Source organism: Vibrio sp. TH_r3 (assembly GCF_033101115.1).
Taxonomy (GTDB): Bacteria; Pseudomonadota; Gammaproteobacteria; order Enterobacterales; family Vibrionaceae; genus Vibrio.
Genome location: NZ_JAWMPW010000016.1, coordinates 54,130 through 79,666 on the forward strand (window position 1 = coordinate 54,130; position 25,537 = coordinate 79,666).

A 25,537-nucleotide genomic window follows, 5' to 3' on the forward strand; every position below is an offset into this window, starting at 1 on the left:
TTATATTGAATTATGGCTGTTATCTATTTGCTCTTGGATTTCTTAAGTGACTCAATCAGAGACTTTTTATCGTCACTGCTTAAATTATCAATCAGAACAGCCAGTTCTGCACTTTGGTCATCTTCACAGAAAAAGTAGTTCAGCGGTACACCTAGCTCTTTTGCTAGTTTCCGCAAGGTTTCTACATCTGGTACATGTCTACCCTTTTCATAATGGTTCATTCGACCACTCGCAGAGCTTTCATCCATACCGACTCTTACACCAAGTTCTTTCTGTGAAATACCCACTTTTTTTCGTGCCTGCTTAAGGCGTTCTGGGATTGGATTGTTATGCAACGTTTCTTCATCTTAAAAATCTCACGTACTTAGATTGTCTAAGTTTCTCTTAGTTGTGTATACTTAGCAATCCTAAGTATAGTTAAGAATGAGATTTCCGAAAGAATGAATAAAAAATGCAAAATTTGGATCCTTGCTGGAATTGATTAAACGGGATACGGTTAGCCGGAAGGAACTGATTCAGCTAGCTGTAGAAACAACTGCATTTGATAAAATTCAAGCCACTCGATTTGTAGCTCGGAATATTCACGCTCTAAAATGTAAAGGGCTGATTACCGCCCTTGGTGAAAGAAAGCAACGTTACTATGATTTTTCTCTGATCCGCTCCAACTACTTTAGTCCGGTAGTATTCGACCAAACTACAAATGATTTATTGGCTATTGAATCACAAGTCAGTGAGGAAATTCGAGTATTGGAATCTGAGATCAAAACTTACAATGAGTTCTACGAAAAATACCCGGAAAAACGTAATCAAATCGATTTTTTGTTGGAACAAGCAAAACGAGAACAATTTAACTTAGCTGGCAGAGAAAGAGCGTTGAAGCGTCTTATTATTTCTCATCAAATTCCATTAACCAAGGCTGACAACCGAGTTTGCTAAACGCTTTTCATGCCCAAAAGGTGTGGTATAAAAACGTTGCTCAATACCATACAACAGGAGCTTTAGTTCATCGTCGGTAGAAATTTCAAACTTACTATTAGCCTCATCAAATGTTAATTTTTGATCACAGTATTCATCAATGTAGCCTAGCATATTCGCTTTATCATCATCAGTCATTGCATCAAGAGATGCCATGGCTAATGCTATACGCTTACGGTTAGGTTTTGACACTTTATCCAGCCCATAGTCACCTGCTAACTCGATATATGGCTCATCAAGAAACTCTTCAACCTCATCGTTAGTCGCTTCTTTGTAAAGTACATCTATTCCTTTAAAAATACTGGTTATGGTCGCTAAATTTTTAAATATCAGCGTATCTGCATTTTTATAATAGATAGCATCGGGTAACGTATTTATGACTAAACGATTTTGACTTTCTTCGACTTCAGCCGTTTCACCGAAACCAATCATTTTCCGCTTGAGAAACACTGATGGTGTGACTTTTTGAAAATAGATATCCGTATTTTGAACGGAAAATAGATAGGCTATTTTTGAAAATTGAGCTTTGGTTAAGTCGTCATAGTCTTTCGAATCAAACTCACCTTTTAAAAAATCTAGGCAATAGTCCTGAAGACTAAACTGCTCAATCTTAAACCAAGAGTCTTCATCCAGGTTATGGTCAGGATCATAGTCAATACAATGGGCGATATCGGCAACAACAGCATCATAGAGTGTATGGTCAGAAATCAGTTTAAAATAAGGCTTTTTCCTTAACCCTTTAACTTTAGCCAACACATGATCCATATTTATTCTCGCTCCATAAATGTGTAGTTGTTAATGCGGTATGCTTTGCTGATATCTATTTCATCCGGCTTTTTATATTTGCATCGACTGATCAGAAAAATCGCAGTGCCATTCGTCGTTTTGATGTTGTAAAACTCAAAGCCAAACAACAAAAAAAGCGGATTAAAATAAAGCGCTTGCGATAGAAAAGTGAAGACAAACAGCACCCCATAAACAAACCATAGGGTTTCCCAGTTACTGATACTGAGCGCGACAAAGAAGTAGCCTAAATAACTTGGCAAGAAACTGTTATTTGCATGCTCAATGCTCTCAACAGTCCCTTTTTTGAATTCATCCCGACCAAGCCACTTACTGAACCAAATACTTAATCCGGTCAGTAATATCGGTACACTAAGATAAATAAGATAGGAATAAATGTTCGGCCATACTGTTACAGAGGAACAGTTAGGTAACAGCTTAACTAGAGTTACTCCTTTCTGTACCAGATAAATCAACAACAACAGGGAAGTTGCGTTGAAAGTGAGCAATAGCCGAAACAATAAATTCATTATTTCACCGTTACCTGACCGTTCATTAGTATCGGGAGAAGCCAGTCGCGGAGTTTTTCTAGCTTTTCATTTTCATCCAAAATCGCTATTCGCTTCTTAAAGTGCGGTTTAACAAACCCAGCATAATTAGTCAGAACCTTTTCAGCTGGTCTAATAATTTTCATTGGCGCTAGATTTGTCCTTGTAATCTGCGGTTGTGCAGAACCAGTTATTACATTTTCAAGACCAGCTGAACGCAATAAGTTATAGATATATGTGGGTGGTAGGAAATGTGAATCGGTTTTCACAACCATCGCATTACCTGTAATCCACGAAAAGGGGCGAGTTACATTAATTTCACCACAAGAATTGCCCCGACATGTTACTGCAACAACGCTTTGTTCATGATTGTATTCATCATAACGCCCAACAATTCCGTTTGCACCATAGACAAGGAATTCTCCGTCTTCGATCATTTCTTTTTCAGAAATTGTTTTTGGCTGATAAAGTTCTGCAATTTCACCAAGCGTACCATCACTCCACCCCTCCGGTATTTCACGCTTTAGAGTTCTGTTGTAAACCATTTTACCGCCAGAGGTTTTGTAGGGTTTACCGTTTACATCTGGGTAATCGAACTGCACAAACCAGTAGTCGTACAAAGTTTTGGCCATAGCTTCCAGCTCGGCGTTGATACGGTTGTTGAGTTCGATTTTTTCATTTAATAGGTAAAGAAGATCACCGGCTTTAACTTGGTCATCATATTCGGGTAACAAAAGGTCCAAATATGAGAATATAGCTTCATTCAGGCTTGCTCTAAGAGTCATGACTGCATTGTTTGTCATGGTTTTTCTGAACATTGGGCTTCTTAGGTAGAAAGCCATGAATTTCGAGTAGGTGATATCAGTTTGTGTTGGGCGAAGTCGTTTCAAAAAGCCACTATATGAGGCTTTTGGATAGTCCTTGATTGCTACGCAACTCATCGCAAGCTCATCAACAACCTCGCTGGTTCGAGTAAGAAAAATATCACCACTCTTTATTGAGTAGGTATCTTTTTCTTTGTCAGATGTGGCCATCAAGTCGGTCAGTGCATCTGGCACGAAATAGTTATTGAATACCACAGAGAACGATAGAAATGGGCTACCATGCCCGGCCTGGTCTTTTGTAGACGATATCCCGGAAGACATTGTGTATAGATCACAAAATCGATACTTCTTGAGGTTACTCATAATTCAACCCCGCCAATTGGTTTTTAATCTCTGTTTCCAACTCCCGAGACTGGCTAAACAGGCTATCTAAATTGCTGGTGAAGCCCTGCATCTTTTCAGCAAACTGTTCTGGGGTTATATCCACATATTCGATTTTCACATCGAAGTACTGACCTGCACTTAACGAGTAGTTTTTGGCTTCGATGTCGTCATAACTCACAGCGACGGAAAAATCGTCTACTGCTTTCTTAGCGTTAAACACTTCAATAATCTGTTGTTCTTCATCTGGTGTTAATACGGTTTTTTGGTTTTTGCCATCTTTGACTTTTTCACCCAAGTTTGAAGCATCAACCAATACCACATCGCCATCATTGCTGGCGTCGATAAATATGATCGATACGTTCGTCCCCGTAGTGGCGAAGATATTCGATGGCATGGAAACTACGCCCGATAGCATTTTGTTTTTCACCAAATGTTCACGAATTTTTTTGTCGATTCCTGATTGAGCTGTAATGAAACCAGTAGGCACCACAACTGCCGCTTTTCCTCCCGCCTTTAACGACGCAATAATGTGTTGCAAGAACAACTGGTAGATTTCCATCTTGTCCTTAGCTTTAGGTTTAATCTTTGGGATACCAGCAAAAAATCGCTCTTTGTTTTCTTTGCTATCCAACTCATCACGAAAATCACTAAAATCGAGCTTAAACGGCGGGTTAGAGACAATATAATCAAAGCGTTTTAGTTCTTTGCCATCCTTATGATAAGGGTGCAGCACAGTATTCCCCTGAATTACATTCGGAATGGAGTGCACCAAATTATTTAAGATCAGGTTTAAGCGCAGCAGGTTTGATGACTTTTGCGAAATATCTTGTGTATAAATGCTACAGCGGTTTTCACCAATAGCATGGGCCACATTCATTAACAAGGTACCCGAACCTGCCGATGGATCGTAACAACTAACATTGCGTACTGTACCACGTTGCTCTTTGGGTACTAAGATTTCAGCCATAATGCGTGCTACCGCATGAGGAGTAAAATACTCGGCGTATTTACCACCGGAGTTACTGTTGTAGTCTTTGATTAAGTATTCAAAGATGGTCGCATAGAAGTCAAATTTTTGAGTAAAAATACGCTCGAAGCTAAACTCAACCAGTTTATTAATAATTGCTCGACAAAAATCATCTCTTTGAGACTCATCAGCGACATATTCGCTAATACGGTCAAACAAAACAACCTTTGCACCACCATTTGTTTTTACTGCAAATACTTCGTTATTTGTCATAGCGATATCACGTAAGGTGTCATCAAATAACTTGGCAAAATCTGGTGCATTTTGTTGGCTAAAGAGATAGCTAATAAAGTGGTGAGGCTTTAAACGGGCGGTGTCACCACCCATTTGAAGTTGCATCATCTCAAGATCATCTTCGCTCATGGAACTCAGAACTTCTTCCCACTTTTCTGCCTGAGCTATGCTGTCGTCAATTTTCTTTGCTTCATAAGCAAATTTATCGTTTAAAAACTTGTACAAAAACGTTTGAGTAATGATTTTGAATTCATTACCATCATTTCCCAGCCCATAGTTCGCACAAATACTTTTTAGACTATCAATTAGCGTTTTAGTTTTTTCTTGAAATTCGAGTTCTATCACGTTTATGTCCTACCAGGATTGGCTACCTGTATTAAATTCTTTTAAATATTCCGCTACTACCAAATGATTGATGTAACGTGAAACATCAGGATTAAGTTTAATCTTCTGCTCTCTCATAAAACGACCGATCACCAACGGTATCATTTGGCGTTCAAAGTAACTTTCGTTATCGAGAATCTGGCTGTTGTTGAGCACCTGTTCATCGGCATCTAGCTTCACGCCCGCCAAGGCTTCAAATATTTTACGCTCTGACTCGCTAATATCACTTTGACTTTTCTGTCGCTCCTGCAATCGTTTATGGATACGAGTGTATTTGGCATCGCCTAGATACTTTTGCCTTAACAGGTTATTTTGGCGATTAAGCTCTTTAACGCGGTCGTGTATTTTATTCAATGCATCTATATTGGCAACCATTTCATCTTGAGTTACTTCACTAAGATTTTTCTTCTTAAATAAGCGCTCCAGCTCTTCTTTCAAACTTATAAATTGCGGGTCTTGCTGGTCAAAGTTACTAGCCAGTGCTTCGCGAGTTTGACGTAGCGTGTTTTTAAGTTTGTCGGCCAGTACCAGCTCTTCTTCGCCGATTTTTACAAACTTAAAGATAACATCTTCTAAAGCACGATTGAGCAGGTTAGTGGTATCTTGCCCGCTTTCTAAATCAATTTTAAGATTCAGTAAGTCCAGATGATTGCTAGTTTCACGATAAAGCACATTCAGCTTGGCAAAATCCAGCTCATCGAGAAAGTCATACTCACCTTGCAAGCGGATCAAGTTATACAAACTGCGAGCATCTGCTAAGGCTTTTTTTAGTGCAAGTACGGTATCTCGGTCTTGTATTTGGCTGATCTGATTGCAGAACTCTTCCATGTTGTCAGTATCAAAACGGAACAACACGTCTTTAATATGTTCGATTTCTAGCTTGATCTCTTCCTGAGATTTAAATAGGTGTGAGTAATGCTCCATTTCATCGCCCAATTCCGACTGTAACTCATCAAAATAGGCTTTATTGGTAGCATCGAACTCTTTGCGAATGTCAGCAAAATCCACCACATAGCCGTAGCGAAAATCTTTGTAAGTACGGTTTACTCGTGTAAGGGCTTGTAACAGGTTGTGCTTACGGATCACCCGACCAAGGTAAAGTTTTTTCAGGCGTTTGGCATCAAAGCCGGTTAGAAGCATATTGTAGACAAAGAGAAAATCTATTTTGCCTGCCTTAAAATCTTCAACCCAGTTTTTGCGTTCGTCTTTAGTGCCGATATCGTGCAAAATCAGCGCCGCACTTTTAACTTTGTTATCTTGCTTAATCGATTCTGAATAAGCAACCGGTGAAGGTTCAGAAACCTCAAGTTCAGAGCTTGATTGCTCTCCATCTGTTCGTTTTTCAGCATAAACCGAATTGAAAATCTCGAACATTTGCTTAGCCTGATCGGAGCTATCGCAAATTACCATTCCACCAATACTACCATCGTTCAACGCACCACGACTTTTCTCAAAGTCGGTAACAATATAATCGAGCATTGGTTCCACAAAGCTTGGATGCGCATAAATCAACTTACGATCTACATCGCCCATTTTCACTTCAGCTTCTTCTAGAGCCTGTTGTAACTCGATTTTATATTGAGTGGAAATTTCTTCCCGAATTAAACGCAGTGTATAACCATCAGATATTGAAGCGTTGTAGTAATACTTATGGATATAATCACCAAACAAGGATCGTGAATTGTAGTCATCTCCCAGTAATGGCGTACCGGTTAAACCTATTTTGATGGCATTACTATCTGATTGGCTTAAATTGGCAAGAAAACTCCCTTTCGGGTTGTAACTACGATGAACCTCATCAAGGAAGTAGACCCGCTGAATATCTACGTCATAGTCTTTCGTAGAAACCACATCAGGATCATCTTTAAATTTTTGAATGTTCACCACGGTGATTTCAGGTTTACCGGAGTGATTGTGAATAACCTGAGTGGTCTTAATATCTTTAGTGAAGGCATCACGAGAATTAATAGTATGAACAATTAGCCCACGAGAAATGAATTCACGCTGTGCTTGTTGCAGCAGATCAAGCCTATCAACAATAAAATAAAATTTAGGGATAATGTGCTGCTTTTGGAAAAAATCGGTTAAGAATCGGACATTGTAAAAGGTAAGAGCTGTTTTACCACTCCCCTGAGTATGCCAGATAATTCCCTTCTTAATTCCTTCGTCGAGTTTGCACTCAATCGCTTTAGTGGCAAACATTTGTGGATAACGCATGATATGTTTTTGCAAACCATCACTTTCGGATACATAGGCTAAGGAATAACGTAAAATAAAGGCTAAGCGCTCTCTACTAAGAAGAGAAGTACAAATGCGATTGGTCGGACGTTCTGCTTGTTTGTTTGTCTGAAATTCAGGGTTGCTTCGGATAACTTCAAGGTTATTGTCTTTTAATACCCTAAGTTCATCTTCATCTGACACCGTCTTTAACAACGCAGTAAGATTGAAAACCTCTTCTTCTCGGAAGTAGTTAAACACTGGCTTGTTATAAGAACTACTGGCGTAGAACGCTCCTTGCACCGGTTCAGGATCACCATCGTCGTACTCCATATTGTTGGAGAAGATCATAAACTGGGTAATATTTGCGAATCGTTTAAATTTAGGGTTCTGAAAACGTCTATTTATTCGATCACGTTCAGCCAGTATTCCTTCACGATTATTGGGCTTTTTCACCTCAATAAACACCAGAGGCATCCCGTTGATAAGTAATGTAATGTCAGGCCGAAATTCTTCATCGCCATTTTGACATGTCAACTCTGTAACAACATGAAAACTATTGTTGTTAAAATCTTCAAAATCTATGAGTTTGGTGTTGGAACGTTCGGAAATACGTTCAAAGAATGCACGTCCTAAATCTTCGTTATCAAGCAAAAGTTTTACGTCATCGAGTAAACGGTCGATATCGTCCTGTTCAATACCAGGGTTAATTTTGGAAACAGACTCAATAAATATATTAGGAAAAATATTAGTATCCAAATCCCAGATAGTATTCTTAAGTGACAGATACTTATACCCAAGTCTCATCAAATGCAAAATTGCGGGTATTTTCACCCGCGAGTCTTCATTAAATTTCATATCATCCGTGCTTTTTCTTTTTAGTAGCCTATGTACTGACGTCAGTGATGTTTCTTCGCTAACTCATATATTGCATTAAGTCTATTACCACACCACCTTTCACTAAGTTTTGGTAGGTAAACTCAGGATCATCATCTCTCATTATTCGTAAGTCATTAGATATATAAACCGGAGTGTAGCCTAACTCTTTTTTCTGCTTTTTCTTTTTAATCTGAGGTGTTGGATCTTTCAATTCTTTAACTTTAGCGACTAAGCCAAACAGATCTTCGTTTGGAAACTGTTCCATTGCTTGTTTTGCTAAAATAGGAGCCAAATCGCTACCGATATTAAACTGTTTAAGCAACGCTACTAATTGGGATTGCTTATCAGAACTTAATGATGATTCATCTTGTTCCAACGCATCTTCAATGACTTCATCAGAGCCTTCAGCAAGAACCAAGACCTCTTTGAGCGGCAAATCAAGATCCGCATATTTCAGAATCTCTTCTTCCCGCCCACCTCGCAAAGCGTTAATCATCGGATGAACAATAGATAGCTCTTCGTTATACACTTTCTCGACAAGCTTTCTATCGATCAATTCTTTTCCAACGATAACCGCACGAACCTGACAAAGATAAAACAGAACTACAGCTATATGCGCAATTCCTTGAGTATACTCCCAAAATAAGTCACGTATACCATCGGTTAACGGAACTGGTGATTGAAACCACTGAAGTTTCCATAAACGAGCAAAGAATTTTTCCCACTCATCGTCTTTTTGAGGTTGAGTGGAACGGTTAAAACGCCCCCAATTCAAACTACCAAATTGAGCTGCGCGCCTCGCACTGCGCATAGTTGGACTAAAAATTTGGTTTGCTTTTGGTGTGCCGACAAAAAGAACGGGGATTTTGATAACGTTAGTTAACGCCACAAAGAAGTTTAGAATTCGGTCTGATCCGCCGGACTTAAAATGATCAAGGTGCTGAATTTCATCAATAACCAAAATGCCAATCGAATGCAATGCAGCAACTCTGGCGATATCACCCAGCAATGATTCTGCCGATGACCGAGGTTTTACATAGGTTTCTTGATAATCAGTATTCAATGCTTCATCAACAGCCCTGAAAAAATTAATACATAAACTCTTAACCGATCCATCATGTGGGCATTCCAACTTTAACCATACGAGTTGTACATGCTGATAATCTGGATGCAATATGGCTTGTTCATAACTATTTAAAATCGCTTCAACCGCCGTCGATTTTCCTGCACCAGAGCAGCCAATAACAGAGCTAACTAAAGCTTCATTGCCTGCATTCCTTCGAGATTTAACACTCTTGACTCTATCGACAGCATTTAATGATTCGACATAGCTTTTATCTGCAATATTTCTGCTCAGATACCCACTACGTATCATCCCAGATATCATTTGTTCGAGCTGAGAATGAGCTTTTGTTGGATACAAAAACTTATCCAGTATTCTCATCATCGCATGACGTTTAATATGCCCCGGTAAAGCCCTTTCTTCATCGGTGATCTTAGGGTATCTAAACAATAACTTAGCGGTTTGTTCCGGAGAGTTAATTGGTGGCAAGGCATTAATTAACGGATGGCCTTCATACTCTTGAATTTCAGCATCAATGTAACATGCAGTGCAAATTCTATTCATCATCATCCTCCAAGAATGAATCTAAATCTGGAAAATCAAAAGATTCATCCGAATCGGATGAACGAATTGGAACAACTGGAGCAAGTTCTTGTTTTTTCGATTTATCAGCCAACTCATCTCTATTTTTTTGTCGTTCTAATTCTTTTTCAGCATTCCGGTTTTCCCGAATGCCACGAAGCTTTTCAGTATTAGTCTGAGATGATGGAGATTGTGCTTTTTTATCTCGCTCTTGTTTGACAATCTGCAGGATTTCCTGCTGCAAATCTGGAGCTTCAAAGTCTTCTTGTTGCTGATTGGTTGCTTCCGTTTTCTTGGCCTGTGACAGCAAAAGCTTAGCTTCAGCAAACGTCATATCGCGATATCTTCGGCTTTTATCCGACAATAAACAGACCCAATAAGAATCGAATCTAGTATCAGGTCTTAAATAAATTACGTTTGTATTCCTAGGATCATAGGAAATATCAACAAATTCTGGTCTAGTCACTGATTTCGACCGATGAAACCATCCTATCTGCATAGCTTCACTACAGGTATAGGACATACCATTAAACTTGATTCCAGTGACAGAAACCGTTGCTTTACCTTGTGGAAGCATATTGATAAAAGCGAGTTCCTCATCAACAACTCTTAGCTTACCAGTGCGATTTTTCACTCCCCAATTCCAAAGATCAATTGGCTTAGATGCAAGGTCAGTTGGCATATCAGGAGAAAAATCATATTCAGTAACAACGTGAGTGGTATTGTGATTAATCACATGATGAATCACGATTTTAGTAAATGCTGTAAGCGTTAGTTCAGCATCTAACTCATATCTATGTCCGATACGCTTTTTGCCATTAAGAGGCTCTACAACACCTTGAGCATAAGGCTTTATATGAGCGTGCATTTCCTTAAACGCTCGTTCAACAACACCTTTATCACTACCCCGATACGCTCGGGTATTGGTTAGTGAAATACCTAAGCGGTTAACTAGAACGTCGGCTTGCCTCCCTAACATTTCACCTCTATCAGCCGTAATCGTGGCTGGAATCCCAACACTTGGCCACATTGATGAATCAATTTCGATCCCGAACTGTTGGCAATACTTCACTTTATCTGAAAAGGCATTCGCTAAAGCAATGGTTGCTGTCGCCCAAGATGGATTTTCTAGACCCACGTATAACCCCACCACCATGCGACTGAATACGTCTTTAACGTAATAAATAACGGGCCGCCCAATGATGCGATTTCTATCTAACCCAGATACTAAATACAGATCAACAATTGTTGCATCAATTTCATATCTAGCACCGGGCCCAAAATTCAAATAAGCAGAAGTACTCGTTAACGGGCTTGTATCCTTATTGAATTGGATTTGTGGGGTTCGAGCTTTGAGAACATGGGTAGTCTGATAGTTGGTTTTGTAGAAATATTTAAATTGAGAGAGTGTGGGTATGCTCGTTTTATCCGCTTTAGGATAACGAGATTTGTAAAAACCTACAGCTCTGTCTTTAGCATCTTTGAGATTCACTTTTTCATTTTTCAAGTAAAAGCCATCTATTGCCAAACGAAATAAGTCTGCCACTTCGTCGGTAATAATAATTCCTTCACCATCAGCATGTTTGCGTTTACGACCAAGCTTATTTTTAACATTTCTTCTTGGAGTACCAGCGCCCCCACACTTCTCGTAATCAGGAGCTAAAGCATCGGGCGCCATTCCTCGTTTCCAATAACGCCTAAGCTGACGAAGAATATAGATTCTAGGTTTATCGGTATTTTCTAATTGCTCTCGAATTAATTGATTACGAGTCGCCTTATCAAAAAGTAAAGTGTAGTTATCAAGGAGATGTGAAATGGCACGATAAGCTTCATCTCTTCTTTCTGTCGAAATACTCCCTATTTCAACCGACGGTAAAACAAATGGCTCACTGATTTGTGAAAATTGCTCGGGATTCAATAAGTCATCAATATCAAACTGAATCGGCCATGCGCTTTCATCATCAATATCGATCAACATACAAAAGTTCAGGTGTTCCCATACAACCCGATAGCGATGCTGAGTTAAATTATCTAAATACACTTGATTAAGATACATTGCCTCTCCTTAACGCTAAGGAGTGCTCAGTAATAACCAACTCACTTGTTGTCCAGTGGTAAAATGATAGCGCCAATGGTGCTAAAACTATCTTTCTCGAAATAGCTAATCTAAAAGCTTCTATATGAAAACCAGGTTCAACTTGGTAGCTATCGTCGAGTTGAGCACACAATCCACCGACTTTTACGTTTTGATGAGTTAACAGACGCTCCACTATGCTCAACAGTTCTTGGTTTGAGCGTTCACCGGAATCATTAACTAATGCAGGATGGAGCCATTGTAGATTCTCTTTTAGGACAGGTTCAATTTGACGTTCAGTAAATATACGCCAGTCAGCTCCCTTATTATCCCAATACGCTTTTTCAATTTGGAGCTTATCGATAACTCGGGGATTAACTAACTCTTCAGAATACTTAACGGTCAATGCCAATTGTTTCTGCTTTTTAAAATCTAACAGAAAATCTGTAGTAACAACTTTGAGCTTGCCTGAAACTTGAGGATGTTTGATTCCTAACTGGCGACAAATATCCAAAGTATCTTCTATAGGAATGGGAAACTGCTCGCGAATATCGATAGTATTGGAGGAATAATCAAATGAGAGGAAAGCAGCTAACTCTAGTCGGGATAGGAGGTGATGAACTCGACCAACCGTAGCGCTATTGCTTCGACAACTTTCCCCCAAACTGCTTAACTCATGAATGTAGATAAAAGGCTCATAATCTTTCCCTACGCCTTTTCCACGTATTTTGAGCTTTTTGAAGTCGGCTGGATGAACTGGTTTATTTGAGTCTGGCATAAAAAATACCTCCTGATGTATTTAGCATACACCAAGAGGCTATTTTTTGATCAGACTTTATTACTTTTGATCAGACTTTATTAACTTAGATCAAACTTTATTATCCGAATACAATGTCAATAAATGCTAAATTAGCACTTATTCAACCGTGACTGCTTTTGCAAGGTTGCGAGGTTGGTCAACATCGGTTCCTTTGATGATAGCAATATGATAAGAAAGCAACTGCATCGGAACAGTATAGAAAATTGGCGCGACAATTTCGTTCACATGCGGCAACGAAATAATCTTCATTCCTTCAACTGCTTCAAAACCGGCTTTTTCATCGGCAAACACGTACAACAGACCACCACGAGCACGAACTTCTTCAACATTAGATTTGAGCTTTTCAAGAAGATCATTATTTGGAGCAACGACAACCACTGGCATATCTGCATCGATCAATGCTAATGGACCATGCTTAAGTTCACCTGCGGCATAAGCTTCTGCATGAATGTATGAAATTTCTTTTAATTTAAGCGCGGCTTCCATTGCAATTGGGTAGTACTCGCCACGCCCTAAAAATAGGGTGTGTTCTTTATCGGCAAAATCTGGGGCTAGAGCTTCAATTTCTTTATCAAATGCTAACGCAGCTTCGATTTGAACAGGAAGAGCATGAATTGCTTGTACAATTTCTTTCTCTTTTTCAGCGTCAATATTTTTATTCTGCTTACCAATAGCCGTTACCAGCATTAACATTGCTGCAAGTTGAGTGGTGAACGCTTTGGTCGATGCCACACCAATTTCGGTTCCCGCACGTGTCATAAAGGCAAAATCTGATTCACGAACTAATGACGAACCAGAAACATTACAAATGGTCATTGCTGACATGTAACCTTTCTCTTTTGCCAATCGCAACGCTGCTAATGTATCGGCTGTTTCACCTGATTGTGAAAGCGTAATTAATAGACTATTAGGACGAGTAACAAATTTACGATAGCGGAACTCCGACGCGATCTCTACATCACAACTCACTCCAGCTAAGCCTTCAAACCAATATCGTGCAGCCATTCCTGAATTATATGACGTTCCACACGCAATAATTTGAACATGTTCAACTTTAGATAAAATTTCTAATGCATTCACACCAATGCTTTCTATTACTACTGAATCTTGAGTGACACGCCCTTCCATTGTGTTTTTAAGTGCATTGGGTTGTTCGAAGATTTCTTTTTGCATGAAGTGACGATACTGACCTTTGTCGCCAGCATCATGTTCTACATTAGATTCAATAACTTCGCGCTCAACCGCTTGGCCGTTAGCATCAATAATACTCACATCACGACGAGTGATTTCGGCCACATCTCCTTCTTCAAGGTACATAAAACGACGTGTAACACTTAAAAGAGCAAGCTGATCTGAAGCAAGGAAGTTTTCACCAATCCCCAAGCCAATCACAATTGGGCTACCAGAACGAGCGACGACAAGGCATTCAGGATCGTTACGATCAACGATAACCGTGCCGTATGCACCTTCTAGCTGTGCGGCGGTTTTATGCAATGCTTCAACTAAAGTATCAGATGTACGACGTTCCCATTCAACTAAATGAGCGATGACTTCAGTGTCGGTTTGAGATTCAAATACATAACCTCGCGCTTGTAGCATTTCACGCAACGGCTCATGGTTTTCGATAATACCGTTGTGAACAACAGTAATATCACCAGAGATATGTGGGTGCGCATTGATTTCAGACGGTTCACCATGCGTTGCCCAACGAGTATGCGCAATACCAGTTCCGCCAATAACCGCTTGTTGTGCAACTGCATCGGAAAGTTCTTGAACTTTACCTAAACGACGAACACGAGTTAAATTTTTGTCTGCATCGACCACAGCAACACCGGCTGAATCGTATCCTCGGTATTCTAAGCGACGTAAACCTTCAACCAATATTTCAACCACATCACGTTGTGCTACTGCACCCACTATTCCACACATTTGAATTCTCCAAATTTTACAATTATTTGTATTTGCGTGCAGCTTTCTGCTTGCTCACAATATTATTACTTTTTAAGATGCCCGAATAACTCGCACACCTTTAGATTCAATTGTCGCCATTTGTTCATCGGTTAAGTTTTCATCGGTTACGACTATATCGATTCGCGACCAAGCCAACTCTAAGTTAGGGATTTTTCGCCCTACTTTGTCCGATTCGATCATAACGATCACTTCTCTAGACACATCCGCCATCACTTGGCTTAGGTCTATTAGCTCATTAAACGTTGTCGTTCCACGAGATAAATCGACACCATCGGCACCAATAAACAGTTGATCAAAATCATAGGAACGCAATACTGATTCTGCAACTTTACCTTGAAAAGATTCAGAACGAACATCCCACGTTCCGCCTGTCATTAGCAGAGTAGGTTCATTTTCTAGGGCATTGAGAGTGTTCGCTACCTGAATTGAATTAGTCATCACAACTAACCCTTGTTTGAAATTTAATTCTGGGATGAGTGCACTGGTTGTACTGCCACTATCAATCACAATTCTATTGTGGTCATTGATTAGTTTTGCAGCAACTTTCGCAAGCTTAACCTTTCGAGTCGAAAGTTTATTGATAGTCGTCTCATTTATAACTTCTTTAGGTAAAGAAATAGCGCCACCGTAACGTCGTAATAAAAGGCCATTAACTTCGAGAGAAGCTAAATCTTTACGAATCGTTACTTCTGATGTATCAAACTTCTGAGCAAGAGTTTCGACACTCACTTCACCAAGCTCATCCACTAACTTTGATATTGTGTGACGTCTCAGTTGTGTGTTTCTTTTTGTCATAAAATGAAATCTTATAATTACAAAACGAAAGAATTATATTTCAATTGAAAGTTATTTGTCCATTTATTTTGAGCTAAAAATTAAAAATTTTGCACTGAAAGTTTGTCCTAGAACAACTCTGCAGAGTGATCTTGATCGGATTATTTGTTAGAATTCGCGCCCTAAAGAAAGTTAATTACAAAAATTACCGTTATTTTTTTGCAACTTTTCTCCTTTAACATAGGGAGAGTCAAAAAAATACAAAGTATAAGCCATAGCAATAACCTCAACAGGTAGTCGGCTTGTCGCTGTGCTGAATGATAGACTTTATACACATTAAAACGGCATAAGTTAGAAAAAGCGAGAGATGTAATTTACAACAAAATGTTGTCATTTTCTTTCTTATGTAGTTTAAACCGTAACCCAATATTTAGAATGTAAACATACTTACCGGAGAGTATCTTCCATGAAAAAGACCAAAATCGTATGTACGATTGGCCCTAAAACTGAATCTGTAGAGAAATTAACGCAACTTGTTGAAGCTGGCATGAATGTAATGCGCCTTAACTTCTCTCACGGTGACTTTGAAGAACACGGTACACGTATCAAAAACTTCCGTTCTGTAATGGAAGCTAAAGGTAAGCAATTGGCTATCCTTCTAGATACTAAAGGCCCAGAAATCCGTACTATTAAATTAGAAGGCGGAAATGACGTTGATCTCGTTGCTGGTCAAGAATTCACATTCACAACTGATACTAGCGTTGTAGGTAACAAAGACGTTGTGGCTGTAACTTACTCTGGTTTTGCTAACGACCTTACCGTTGGTAACACTATTTTAGTTGACGATGGTCTAATCGAAATGGAAGTTATCGCAATTACTGATACTGAAGTTAAGTGTAAAGTTCTTAACAACGGTGCTTTAGGCGAAAACAAAGGAGTTAACCTTCCTGGAGTTTCAGTTAAGCTTCCTGCCCTTTCTGAAAAAGATAAAGCAGACCTTAAGTTTGGTTGTGAGCAAGGCGTTGACTTTGTTGCTGCTTCTTTCATTCGTAAAGAAGAAGATGTTAAAGAGATCCGTGAGCTTCTAAAAGCTAATGGTGGTGAAAGTATCCACATTATCTCTAAAATTGAAAACCAAGAAGGCGTAGATAACTTTGATTCTATCCTTGCTGCTTCTGACGGTATCATGGTTGCTCGTGGCGATCTTGGTGTTGAGATCCCAGCAGAAGAAGTTATCTTTGCACAAAAAATGATGATCGAAAAATGTAACCGTGCTCGTAAAATGGTTATCACTGCAACTCAAATGCTTGATTCAATGATCCAAAACCCACGTCCTACACGTGCTGAAGCGGGCGACGTTGCAAACGCAGTAATGGATGGTACTGATGCAGTAATGCTTTCTGGTGAAACAGCGAAAGGTAAATACCCTGTTGAAGCGGTAACTATCATGGCTCAAATTTGTAACCGTACTGATAGCGCACTTAAAGCTGAACTTGGCGATCGCCTAGACAGCCCACGTTTACGTATTACAGAAGCTGTATGTAAAGGTGCAGTAGACACAGCTGAAAAACTAGCAGCACCGCTTATTGTTGTTGCTACAGACGGTGGTAAATCAGCTCGTTCCGTTCGTAAGTACTTCCCTACAGCAAATATTCTTGCATTAACTACTAACAAGAAAACTGCTGCACAATTAGTATTAACTAAAGGTGTTCGTCCAATCGTTGTTGATTCTATTTCGAATACTGACGATTTCTACGTAAATGGTAAAGAACTTGCTTTAAGCACTGGTCTTGGTAAAAAAGGCGATATCGTCATTATGGTTTCTGGTGCGCTTGTTGCTTCAGGCACAACCAATACCGCCTCGGTACACGTACTATAAAGCCGCTACTAATGGTAAGCCATTACAAACTGTAATCTACACTTACCGTTTTATTTTATAGCGAGATGTAAAAAGAGAGCTTAGTTAAGCTCTCTTTTTTATATCTATTCATTTTCTATTTGAAACTAAAACGCTTTGCCAAAGCAATAATAAATCAAATAGTTAATTAAACTAAGCCTTCAAAGCGCGTTCACCACGAGCAATACCGACAATTCCGCTTCTAGCCACTTCAACCACTTCTGTAACATCTGAAATCGCGTTCACAAAAGCATCGAGCTTTTCACTGTTGCCAGTTAGCTGAACCGTATATTGAGTTGGAGTCACATCGACAATTTGACCACGAAAGATATCCGATGTCCTTTTTACTTCTGTTCGAGCAAAACCACTAGCTTTCACTTTAACCAACATAAGTTCTCTTTCGATATACTCACGCTTAGTCACTTCTTGTACTTTAAGTACATCGATAAGTTTATGTAGGTGCTTTTCGATTTGCTCAAGAACCAAATCATCGCTGATAGTGGTTATATTTAAACGCGACAAGGTTTCGTCATCGGTTGGCGATACCGTCAGTGATTCAATATTATATCCACGCTGAGAGAATAGGCCAACAACACGAGAAAGAGATCCTGGTTCGTTCTCAAGTAATAGTGAAATTATATGTTTCATTATGTTCTCTCCGTTTTGCTTAACCACATTTTATCCATCGCTTCACCTTTAATTTGCATTGGATATACATGCTCGGTTTCATCTACCGTAATATCAACAAATACCAGCTTATCTTTCATATCCAATGCACGTTTTAATTCAGACTCCAATTCATCTGGTGAAGAAATTCTAATTCCAACGTGACCATAAGCTTCAGCAATCGCAGCAAAATCTGGAACAGAATCCATATAAGATGATGAATGACGGCCTTGATAAATCATATCTTGCCACTGCTTAACCATACCTAAGAATCGGTTGTTTAGGTTAATAATTTTTACTGGGATGTCGTATTGCAAAGCAGTAGACAATTCTTGAATATTCATCTGGATACTGCCATCGCCAGTAACAATCACAACTTCTTCCTCTGGCATGGCGAATTTAACCCCCATTCCTGCAGGCAAGCCGAAGCCCATCGTGCCGAGCCCACCAGAATTAATCCAACGACGAGGTTTATCAAATGGATAATATAATGCAGCAAACATTTGATGCTGACCAACATCGGAAGCAACATAAGCGTCGCCGTTAGTTAGTTTATACAGAGCTTCAATAACCTGCTGCGGTTTAATGTTATCAGGAGATTTTTGATAATCTAAACATTTGCGACTCTGCCATGTTGATATCTCATTCCACCACTTATCAATTACTTCAACATCATTGTTACTTTCTTGCTCATCTAGTAATTTCAACATGGCATTCAGTACAACATCGGCAGAACCAACAATAGGCAAGTCAGCTCTTATTGTTTTAGAGATCGAAGATGGGTCAATATCAATATGCATAATTTTGGCGTTCGGGCAGTATTTTTCAACATTATTGGTGGTTCTATCATCAAAACGAACCCCTACACCAAAAATCAAATCTGCGTTATGCATGGCCATATTGGCTTCATAAGAGCCATGCATTCCAAGCATACCTAACGAATTTTTGTGAGTCCCCGGAAAAGCACCTAATCCCATAAGCGTACTAACTACCGGTAAATTCAGCTTTTCTGCAAGCTGTAATAATTGATCATGACATTCAGAAATAATTGAACCTCCACCCACATATAGCACTGGTTTTTTAGCTGCTAACAAGGTTTTTAAACCTTTCTTAATTTGTCCTTTATGTCCCGATGTAGTTGGGTTATATGATCGCATCTTAATCGATTCTGGATATTCATAAGGGAATTTTAATAAAGGATTAAGCATATCTTTCGGTAGATCGACAACTACAGGGCCAGGTCGACCAGTTGAGGCTAAATAAAAAGCTTTTTTGATAATTTCAGGAATTTTTTTCGGGTCATTCACTAAAAAGCTGTGTTTAACGACAGGACGAGATATTCCGACCATATCGCATTCTTGGAATGCATCATTACCGATTAAAGTCCCTGGAACTTGACCAGAAAGAACCACCATTGGCGCAGAATCCATATACGCTGTAGCTATACCAGTAATCGCATTAGTGGCGCCGGGGCCAGAAGTCACAAGCACTACACCTGTTTTACCTGTTGCTCGAGCATAACCATCTGCCATATGCACAGCAGCTTGTTCATGCCTAACAAGTACGTGTTCTATATCACTTTTTTCGTGTAATGCATCATATATATCGAGAACTGAGCCACCTGGGTAGCCAAAGATATGCTCAACGCCTTGGTCAAGTAGTGAGCGAACAACCATATCCGCGCCGGATAACATTTCCATTCTATTGCCTCCTAATACGTCCAATCAACCTTTGCCGATAAGCCCAAAGTCGTCATCTCTGGCTTGTAACCAAAGACCTACTGATTGTCGTATTACATAGTTAGGGCTTATTCGTAGCCTAAAATACTGCGCTTTTAACGTTAGAGGTGAACTCTAGTAGTTTCGTTTAAAAGTGCAATAATCCATGAATCAGTATAAGAAATTCTCTTTTACTGTGAGTCTAATTTCGGACTTATTGCCTAGGAAATCAATAGTAAAAAACAAAAAAAAACATAAACACGAAAAGAAAAATAAATCAGAATTAAATGCTAAATTATTTCAATATTCACAGAAATACTAATATATTATTTTTCTCAAGGTAAGTTAAAAGCCCATTGATTTTGCTAAATCAATGGGCTTTTATCACAAAACTCAGTTATTGGTTTGAGTATTAATTACGAATCATGGCCTGTCTTTTTCTTATCAGTGTACATATCTTCGATTTCTACTTCATACCTTTCATGAATAACTTTTCTACGTAATTTCTGTGTTGGTGTTAATTCACCCTTATCCATAGAAAAAGCTTTAGGTAACAAGGTGAATTTTTTCACCTGCTCGAACTTAGCTAAATCCTTTTGCAACATTGCCACTCGTTGTTCCAGCATTTCGACAATGTGATGATGTTTGAGTAATTCAAGTCTATCTTTATATTTGATATTTAACTCGTTAGCATACTCTTCAAGAGATTCAAAACTAGGCACTATTAATGCTGAAACAAACTTTCTGGTATCGGCAATAACGGCAATTTGTTCGATGAAATGATCTTTCCCAATTGCCCCTTCTACGACTTGTGGCGCAATATACTTGCCTCCGGAAGTTTTCATTAATTCTTTAATTCTGTCGGTAATAAAGAGGTTACCATTTTCATCAAATTCACCTGCATCACCTGTTTTCAAGAATCCATGCTCATCAAAAGTGCTCGCGGTTTCTTCTGGCATTTTATAATAACCACGCATGACGGTTGGCCCTCGAACTAAAATTTCATTGTTCTCACCAATTTTAACCTGAGTATCAGGCATGGTTACGCCAATAGAGTCAGGATTAAATACATCATCATCCCAACAAGAAACCGTTGCGGTTGTTTCAGTCATGCCATAACCAAGCTTTACGTTAAGACCAATTGCATGGAAAAAACGACCAATAGTCGCGTCTAACTTCGCTCCTCCACACGGCATAAACTTAATATTGCTGCCGAGTAAAGATCGCAGTTTAGCTAGAACCAATTTATCAGCTAATTGATAGCTTTTTTTAAGCAGATAAGACGGCTGGCGACCTTCTTGTTTACACACTGAAACTCGGGCGCCCATATTGACCGCCCAAGCAAAAATCAGTTTACGATGGAATGGTGCCCTCGCTACTTTCTCATGTATTGCTGAAAAGATTTTCTCGTAGAATCGAGGAACAGCACACATAACGGTAGGACGAATCTCCCCTAAGGCGTCGCGCACTTGCATAGTATCTTGCAGGTAACAGTTGGTTGCTCCTTTGTAGAGTACATAAAAAGTCCACGCTCGCTCAAAAACATGTGAAAGAGGCAAAAAGCATAGTGAAACATCTTGCTCTGTTACTTCCATTTTTTGGTTATGAGCTTTAAAAGACGCCCCGATGTTTGCATAGTCCAACATTACGCCTTTGGGCTGTCCTGTCGTTCCAGAAGTATAAATTAGGGTAAAAAGATCATCATTATTAGCATTTTGTATTCTTGATACAAATTGTTCTTGAAACGTCTGTTTCCCTTGAGCTACAAACTCATTCCAATGGTATGCGCAAGGATGCTCTTTTAAGTCTACGTCATCACACATGGCGACAATAAGTTCTAATTTACCACATTGATCAAATAGATTAAGGGCAGAGTCGTACTGAGCCTGCTCACCGACAAACAGCACTTTAACGTCGGCATTTTGTAAAATGTAAGCCGATTGTTCTACTGTGTTTGTGGGATAAATAGGGACGGTTATTGCTCTAATTTGCAGTGCTGCAATATCGGCAATAGTCCAGCGAGGCATGTTATTAGAGTATATGCCCACTTTATCTTGAACATTTATCCCTTGGGCTAAGAGCGCCAAAGAAAGTGAGTCTAATTGCTCACCAAATTGTTTCCAGCTAATTCCTTGCCATATGTCAGAGACCTTGTGGCGAAGAGCAATTCGATCCCCACCTTTGGTAATTTGCTCTCGAATGTTTTTTATGAGGTGAAAATCTTTATTAGCCATTGTCTTTACCTTTGGCTTACACATGTAAGCTTAATCTGCGCACAAGTGTACATTCAGCATTAAAAAAGGCAACAATTGATGGTATTCAAATGTAAGCAAATTAGTAAATTTGTGTATTAAGTTTGATCTAAGATTGTTTTGAAAGGATTTAGGAAGCGGTAATTCTATTCCAACAAACATATCAGAAGCCAATAAAAGCCTCGGACGCTATTTAGCTCACCGAGGTCTTATTTAATATTCAAAACAAAAATTGCCTATGTTATGAACCTTTAGCCAGGGTTTCGCCACATATTAGCATTAATTGATCTCGCATCCATATGTGCCCTCTATCTTTTTCACTCGATTCATGCCAGCTCAAAAAACCTGAAATTTGTTTGTTTTCTAAAGGCAGATCAACAACTTTAAGATCAAGTTTAGATGATAATTTTTCCACTATCCAACGAGGAGCAACTGTAATCAGTTCGGATTGGCTAACAACATATAAAACATTACTTAAACTCGTCCCTTCATAAGAAGATTTACACTTAATATGCTTGTAAGCTTGTTCCGAAAAGCTGCGCAGCCCATTTATCATAGATAACTTAGCATGGTTTTCAGACAGTAACATTTGTTCTGAAATTGAATGTGCAATTCGTGGATGTGTAGAGGCCGCAACCACAACCAATTCATCATTAAAAATCTCGGTGCTACAGAAGCCTTGTTGATCAAAACTAATATAATCAATAACAAAATCAACTTCTTGATAGCGCATTTTTTCACTCAAATTCACATCAGATTCAGCATCTACATGTAATTGAATATTTGGAGCCGCATCCGCGATACCAGACAAAATCTCAGGAGCAAAACGTAGATCGCTTGGACTACAAATCGCAAGCTTAAATAACCGCGTGGAAGATTCAGGAGAAAATACCGAACACGGTAGTTCATTTCTAACCAACTGAAGTGCTTGGCGCATTGGGCCAAATAACTGTCGAGCACGTTGGGTAGGTTGAATTCCTCTTCCATGACGCATAAATAATTCATCATTAAACATGATTTTTAATCGCGCAACTGCGTTACTTACCGCAGGCTGAGACATGTTAAGATTATGCGCAGCTCTAGTAATATTTTGCTCTTGCATAACCGCATCAAACACAGTTAAGAGATTTAAATCTACACTACGTAACGTGGATTCAATTCGCTCACTAACGATAATATTGTCTAATTCATATTTATCTTGCATATGTTTACCTATAAGGTTTTTCTATAGCCATATGGTAACGGTCGCCACCACAATAGAGCGCTAGAGTTGTGATTAATATTTAAGCTTTGATAGAGCGGTATCGCTCGTTTGATGCAACTATCTACCAATCATTCTTATCTTTTCAATAACCTTTATAAATAATTACTTTGATTTACTTAAAAAGCAAAATAACCAATATAAAACAATAGTTTATTTAAAATTATTAATAGTTATAAAAAAGTATAAATAGCTTAAGTTAATAAATTTCACAGTGTGTATTTCATTCATGTATATAAAACAGCCGTACCGGAGTAGACTAATTGAAATTATGTATGGTTAGTAATGGCGTTAAATAAAATTAATATTTGTTAAATGCCTAGTTTGGTCATCTAACAACACAAAGAATAAAGATAAATCTTATTTAAGAGGGAGTAATAAAATCTGAGAAATGACTGATTATTGTGAAACGAAAATAGATCATTTTGAAAAAATAAAGCGGCGACTTACATTCAAGCCAGCCACCTAATTACCATTGGATGAGAATTTAATTTTATTACCTATGATTTAGGCTAACATTAAATCAATGCATAACTTGGGAAGTCGACTTGTTGCCAAAGCTCGGTTTGAAGTTGCTCACTGGAAGTCCAATGTCCTTTGAGGATCCAATCAACGATTGATTGCGCAACGTCAGGATAAGTAACACTTTCCGCCTCGGAGACATCTAACCAAGCTCGTATAGCGGTAGAATCAAGATAGTCCATCGAGTGTGCTAGTCCAAGATGCTCTAATGTCGCTACATTGCTTTCTTGTTCAAATTGCCCTGTTAAAGGTTTTAGAAGCAATTTTTTTCCTATCGACAAGGCTTCGGAAGGTAACTCAAAACCGCCATTTGCAATAACACCTTGGCACCGATGTAAATCTTTTTGAAAGGCACTATGCGATGTTTTTTTAAATTCTATATTTTCCAAGCAACTCGGTTCAGTAATGTCAGGGTGATAACAAACAAATTGAGTCTGAGTAAAACCGAGTAGTACGTCAGTAATTTCATTGACACTTTCAAATGGCAGGTAAACTAAAACATCCTTCCCTTGTTCTATCGTGTGGCTGTTTCTATGCACTATTGGAGGCAAAATCGGTTGTCCAAAATGATACCAATGTAATCCAATATGGAAATCTGAAGGGGCAAAATGCTGAATTATTTTCCGGTCTAACCAACGATGATTTTTTTTCGGTACAGCGTATCGAAATGCATTCTGATGACTAATACCAATACAAGGTACTTGCTGCCGTTTCGCAGCCCATGCGGTAATAGGTTCAAAATCATTGAGGACCAGATCATAAGACGAAAGATCTAAATTGTTAATCTCTTTTATGATCGGTAAAGAGGCCGCTGCGAGTGCGGTTTTAAAATAATCGACTTTTCCTTTATTGGTAACAAAAGTAACCCCTTTCCTCGTTTGATACGAGCGGAACTCCTCCATAGAAAAATATTTATTCTCATCTCGACCAGAAAAAAGAAAATCGACGTCAACATCTCTTTCTTTTAAAGCACACGCCATTGCTCTCGCTCTTGCGATATGTCCGTTACCAGTACCCTGAACTCCATATAATATTTTCATTCTCTAGCCTCCCACAATCTGAAGAGCAAGCGTGGCACTGCCGATTCCTAAAATTACGCCAACCAATACATCTGTCAAAAAATGTACGCCAAGCAAAATTCGAGAAATACCAATAAGGCTAGCCCAAAGAAAATAGATAACATAAAATTGTGGATAAAAATGACCTAAAAGGGTTGCCATAACAAAAGCGGCAGCGGTATGACCAGAAGGTAAGCTGTATTTATCTGATGGTTTAATAAATGAGGTTAATTGGCTAGAAAATTCTTCAGGACGCTTACGCTTAAAACTATTTTTAGCAAACCAATAAATCGGTAATTCAATGGCAAAAGCCAGTAAACCAACCACAAGAAATATCGTGCCTAAGTCTTTATCTACCCCCCAAGAAATAAGGCCTATTATTCCATATAAATGACCATCTCCGGTATGAGAGATAGCTTTACTGACTCGAGCAACGTCTTGATTAAATCTATGCTGCAAAAAAAGTAACGAAACGGCTAAGTCAAATCTAGCAATCGGTTGTATAGCACGCATTCCCTTGTCCTCATAAATAACGTCATAGGACTAACTTATGGGATAAAAATGACAAGCAGGTGACGCTAATTTATACAAATGATGACAATATCATATTAACTATATGACGAC

At 38.9% G+C, this 25,537-nt stretch carries 19 protein-coding genes; 2 read left to right on the forward strand and 17 right to left on the reverse strand.

The features are described from left to right. Nucleotides 1-23 precede the first annotated feature (23 nt). Nucleotides 24-335: a helix-turn-helix transcriptional regulator gene (locus tag R3X26_RS13350; protein WP_317717827.1), complete on the reverse strand. Its 312-nt coding sequence runs from the start codon at nucleotides 333-335 to the stop codon at nucleotides 24-26. Between the two features lie 142 nt (nucleotides 336-477). Between R3X26_RS13350 and R3X26_RS13355 the strand changes: the two genes are divergently transcribed. Beyond that, nucleotides 478-936: a hypothetical protein gene (locus R3X26_RS13355; RefSeq protein WP_317717828.1), complete on the forward strand. Its 459-nt coding sequence runs from the start codon at nucleotides 478-480 to the stop codon at nucleotides 934-936. Here R3X26_RS13355 and R3X26_RS13360 read toward each other — a convergent pair. The 10 genes from R3X26_RS13360 to R3X26_RS13405 form a co-directional block, all read right to left on the reverse strand. Continuing rightward, nucleotides 907-1,740 (reverse strand): ATP F0F1 synthase synthase, encoded by an 834-nt coding sequence (locus tag R3X26_RS13360; protein ID WP_317717829.1) that lies wholly within the window; start codon nucleotides 1,738-1,740, stop codon nucleotides 907-909. The two genes, R3X26_RS13355 and R3X26_RS13360, sit on opposite strands and share 30 nt — an antisense overlap. Before the next feature lie 2 nt (nucleotides 1,741-1,742). Next, nucleotides 1,743-2,288, reverse strand: coding sequence for a hypothetical protein (locus R3X26_RS13365; protein WP_317717830.1), 546 nt, complete (start codon nucleotides 2,286-2,288; stop codon nucleotides 1,743-1,745). Continuing rightward, nucleotides 2,288-3,493: a restriction endonuclease subunit S gene (locus R3X26_RS13370; RefSeq protein WP_317717831.1), complete on the reverse strand. Its 1,206-nt coding sequence runs from the start codon at nucleotides 3,491-3,493 to the stop codon at nucleotides 2,288-2,290. Before R3X26_RS13370 ends, R3X26_RS13365 begins: the two co-directional genes overlap by 1 nt. Next, complete coding sequence (locus R3X26_RS13375) at nucleotides 3,486-5,120, reverse strand: class I SAM-dependent DNA methyltransferase (protein ID WP_317717832.1); 1,635 nt, start codon at nucleotides 5,118-5,120, stop codon at nucleotides 3,486-3,488. Before R3X26_RS13375 ends, R3X26_RS13370 begins: the two co-directional genes overlap by 8 nt. Before the next feature lie 9 nt (nucleotides 5,121-5,129). After that, a complete protein-coding gene (locus R3X26_RS13380; protein ID WP_317717833.1) occupies nucleotides 5,130-8,234 on the reverse strand; it encodes a type I restriction endonuclease subunit R in 3,105 nt (1,034 codons plus the stop codon). 58 nt (nucleotides 8,235-8,292) lie between these two features. Then, nucleotides 8,293-9,882, reverse strand: a complete 1,590-nt coding sequence (locus R3X26_RS13385) for an ATP-binding protein (RefSeq protein WP_317717834.1) — start codon at nucleotides 9,880-9,882, stop codon at nucleotides 8,293-8,295. After that, nucleotides 9,875-11,956 (reverse strand): Mu transposase C-terminal domain-containing protein, encoded by a 2,082-nt coding sequence (locus R3X26_RS13390; protein ID WP_317717835.1) that lies wholly within the window; start codon nucleotides 11,954-11,956, stop codon nucleotides 9,875-9,877. Before R3X26_RS13390 ends, R3X26_RS13385 begins: the two co-directional genes overlap by 8 nt. Continuing rightward, a complete protein-coding gene (locus R3X26_RS13395) occupies nucleotides 11,946-12,752 on the reverse strand; it encodes a TnsA endonuclease N-terminal domain-containing protein (protein WP_317717836.1) in 807 nt (268 codons plus the stop codon). Before R3X26_RS13395 ends, R3X26_RS13390 begins: the two co-directional genes overlap by 11 nt. A 138-nt stretch (nucleotides 12,753-12,890) precedes the next feature. Continuing rightward, on the reverse strand, nucleotides 12,891-14,723 hold the full coding sequence (gene glmS, locus R3X26_RS13400; RefSeq protein WP_317717837.1) for a glutamine--fructose-6-phosphate transaminase (isomerizing): 1,833 nt from the start codon (nucleotides 14,721-14,723) through the stop codon (nucleotides 12,891-12,893). A gap of 72 nt (nucleotides 14,724-14,795) precedes the next feature. Continuing rightward, nucleotides 14,796-15,560, reverse strand: coding sequence for a DeoR/GlpR family DNA-binding transcription regulator (locus R3X26_RS13405; protein WP_317717838.1), 765 nt, complete (start codon nucleotides 15,558-15,560; stop codon nucleotides 14,796-14,798). A 445-nt stretch (nucleotides 15,561-16,005) separates the two neighbouring features. On the opposite strand from R3X26_RS13405, the gene pykF reads away from it, so the two are divergent. Next, nucleotides 16,006-17,418, forward strand: a complete 1,413-nt coding sequence (gene pykF / locus R3X26_RS13410; protein ID WP_317717839.1) for a pyruvate kinase PykF — start codon at nucleotides 16,006-16,008, stop codon at nucleotides 17,416-17,418. A gap of 171 nt (nucleotides 17,419-17,589) precedes the next feature. Here pykF and ilvN read toward each other — a convergent pair whose 3' ends face one another. From ilvN to R3X26_RS13440, 6 genes are all read right to left on the reverse strand, one after another. After that, the gene (gene ilvN / locus R3X26_RS13415) at nucleotides 17,590-18,084 is read right to left on the reverse strand and encodes an acetolactate synthase small subunit (RefSeq protein WP_317717840.1); all 495 of its coding nucleotides are present in this window, start codon (nucleotides 18,082-18,084) and stop codon (nucleotides 17,590-17,592) included. Next, nucleotides 18,084-19,802 (reverse strand): acetolactate synthase 3 large subunit, encoded by a 1,719-nt coding sequence (locus R3X26_RS13420; RefSeq protein ID WP_317717841.1) that lies wholly within the window; start codon nucleotides 19,800-19,802, stop codon nucleotides 18,084-18,086. The genes ilvN and R3X26_RS13420 overlap by 1 nt, the downstream gene beginning before the upstream one ends. Nucleotides 19,803-20,236: 434 nt before the next feature. Continuing rightward, complete coding sequence (locus R3X26_RS13425) at nucleotides 20,237-22,054, reverse strand: long-chain fatty acid--CoA ligase (protein WP_317717842.1); 1,818 nt, start codon at nucleotides 22,052-22,054, stop codon at nucleotides 20,237-20,239. A gap of 259 nt (nucleotides 22,055-22,313) precedes the next feature. Beyond that, nucleotides 22,314-23,276, reverse strand: a complete 963-nt coding sequence (gene leuO, locus R3X26_RS13430; protein ID WP_317717843.1) for a transcriptional regulator LeuO — start codon at nucleotides 23,274-23,276, stop codon at nucleotides 22,314-22,316. 575 nt (nucleotides 23,277-23,851) lie between these two features. Continuing rightward, the gene (locus tag R3X26_RS13435) at nucleotides 23,852-24,895 is read right to left on the reverse strand and encodes an MJ1255/VC2487 family glycosyltransferase (protein ID WP_317717844.1); all 1,044 of its coding nucleotides are present in this window, start codon (nucleotides 24,893-24,895) and stop codon (nucleotides 23,852-23,854) included. 3 nt (nucleotides 24,896-24,898) lie between these two features. Next, complete coding sequence (locus R3X26_RS13440; protein ID WP_317717846.1) at nucleotides 24,899-25,426, reverse strand: phosphatase PAP2 family protein; 528 nt, start codon at nucleotides 25,424-25,426, stop codon at nucleotides 24,899-24,901. Between the last annotated feature and the right edge of the window lie 111 nt (nucleotides 25,427-25,537).

Bases quoted from the DNA above. Each gene is read 5' to 3' on its own strand.
- R3X26_RS13420 (WP_317717841.1), bottom strand. From the start codon at position 19,802: ATGGAAATGTTATCCGGCGCGGATATGGTTGTTCGCTCACTACTTGAC.
- R3X26_RS13395 (WP_317717836.1), bottom strand. From the start codon at position 12,752: ATGCCAGACTCAAATAAACCAGTTCATCCAGCCGACTTCAAAAAGCTC.
- R3X26_RS13370 (WP_317717831.1), bottom strand. From the start codon at position 3,493: ATGAGTAACCTCAAGAAGTATCGATTTTGTGATCTATACACAATGTCT.
- R3X26_RS13360 (WP_317717829.1), bottom strand. From the start codon at position 1,740: ATGGATCATGTGTTGGCTAAAGTTAAAGGGTTAAGGAAAAAGCCTTAT.
- R3X26_RS13385 (WP_317717834.1), bottom strand. From the start codon at position 9,882: ATGAATAGAATTTGCACTGCATGTTACATTGATGCTGAAATTCAAGAG.
- R3X26_RS13425 (WP_317717842.1), bottom strand. From the start codon at position 22,054: ATGGCTAATAAAGATTTTCACCTCATAAAAAACATTCGAGAGCAAATT.
- R3X26_RS13390 (WP_317717835.1), bottom strand. From the start codon at position 11,956: ATGTATCTTAATCAAGTGTATTTAGATAATTTAACTCAGCATCGCTAT.
- R3X26_RS13380 (WP_317717833.1), bottom strand. From the start codon at position 8,234: ATGAAATTTAATGAAGACTCGCGGGTGAAAATACCCGCAATTTTGCAT.
- R3X26_RS13440 (WP_317717846.1), bottom strand. From the start codon at position 25,426: ATGCGTGCTATACAACCGATTGCTAGATTTGACTTAGCCGTTTCGTTA.
- glmS (WP_317717837.1), bottom strand. From the start codon at position 14,723: ATGTGTGGAATAGTGGGTGCAGTAGCACAACGTGATGTGGTTGAAATA.
- R3X26_RS13365 (WP_317717830.1), bottom strand. From the start codon at position 2,288: ATGAATTTATTGTTTCGGCTATTGCTCACTTTCAACGCAACTTCCCTG.
- leuO (WP_317717843.1), bottom strand. From the start codon at position 23,276: ATGCAAGATAAATATGAATTAGACAATATTATCGTTAGTGAGCGAATT.
- R3X26_RS13405 (WP_317717838.1), bottom strand. From the start codon at position 15,560: ATGACAAAAAGAAACACACAACTGAGACGTCACACAATATCAAAGTTA.
- R3X26_RS13435 (WP_317717844.1), bottom strand. From the start codon at position 24,895: ATGAAAATATTATATGGAGTTCAGGGTACTGGTAACGGACATATCGCA.
- ilvN (WP_317717840.1), bottom strand. From the start codon at position 18,084: ATGAAACATATAATTTCACTATTACTTGAGAACGAACCAGGATCTCTT.
- pykF (WP_317717839.1), top strand. From the start codon at position 16,006: ATGAAAAAGACCAAAATCGTATGTACGATTGGCCCTAAAACTGAATCT.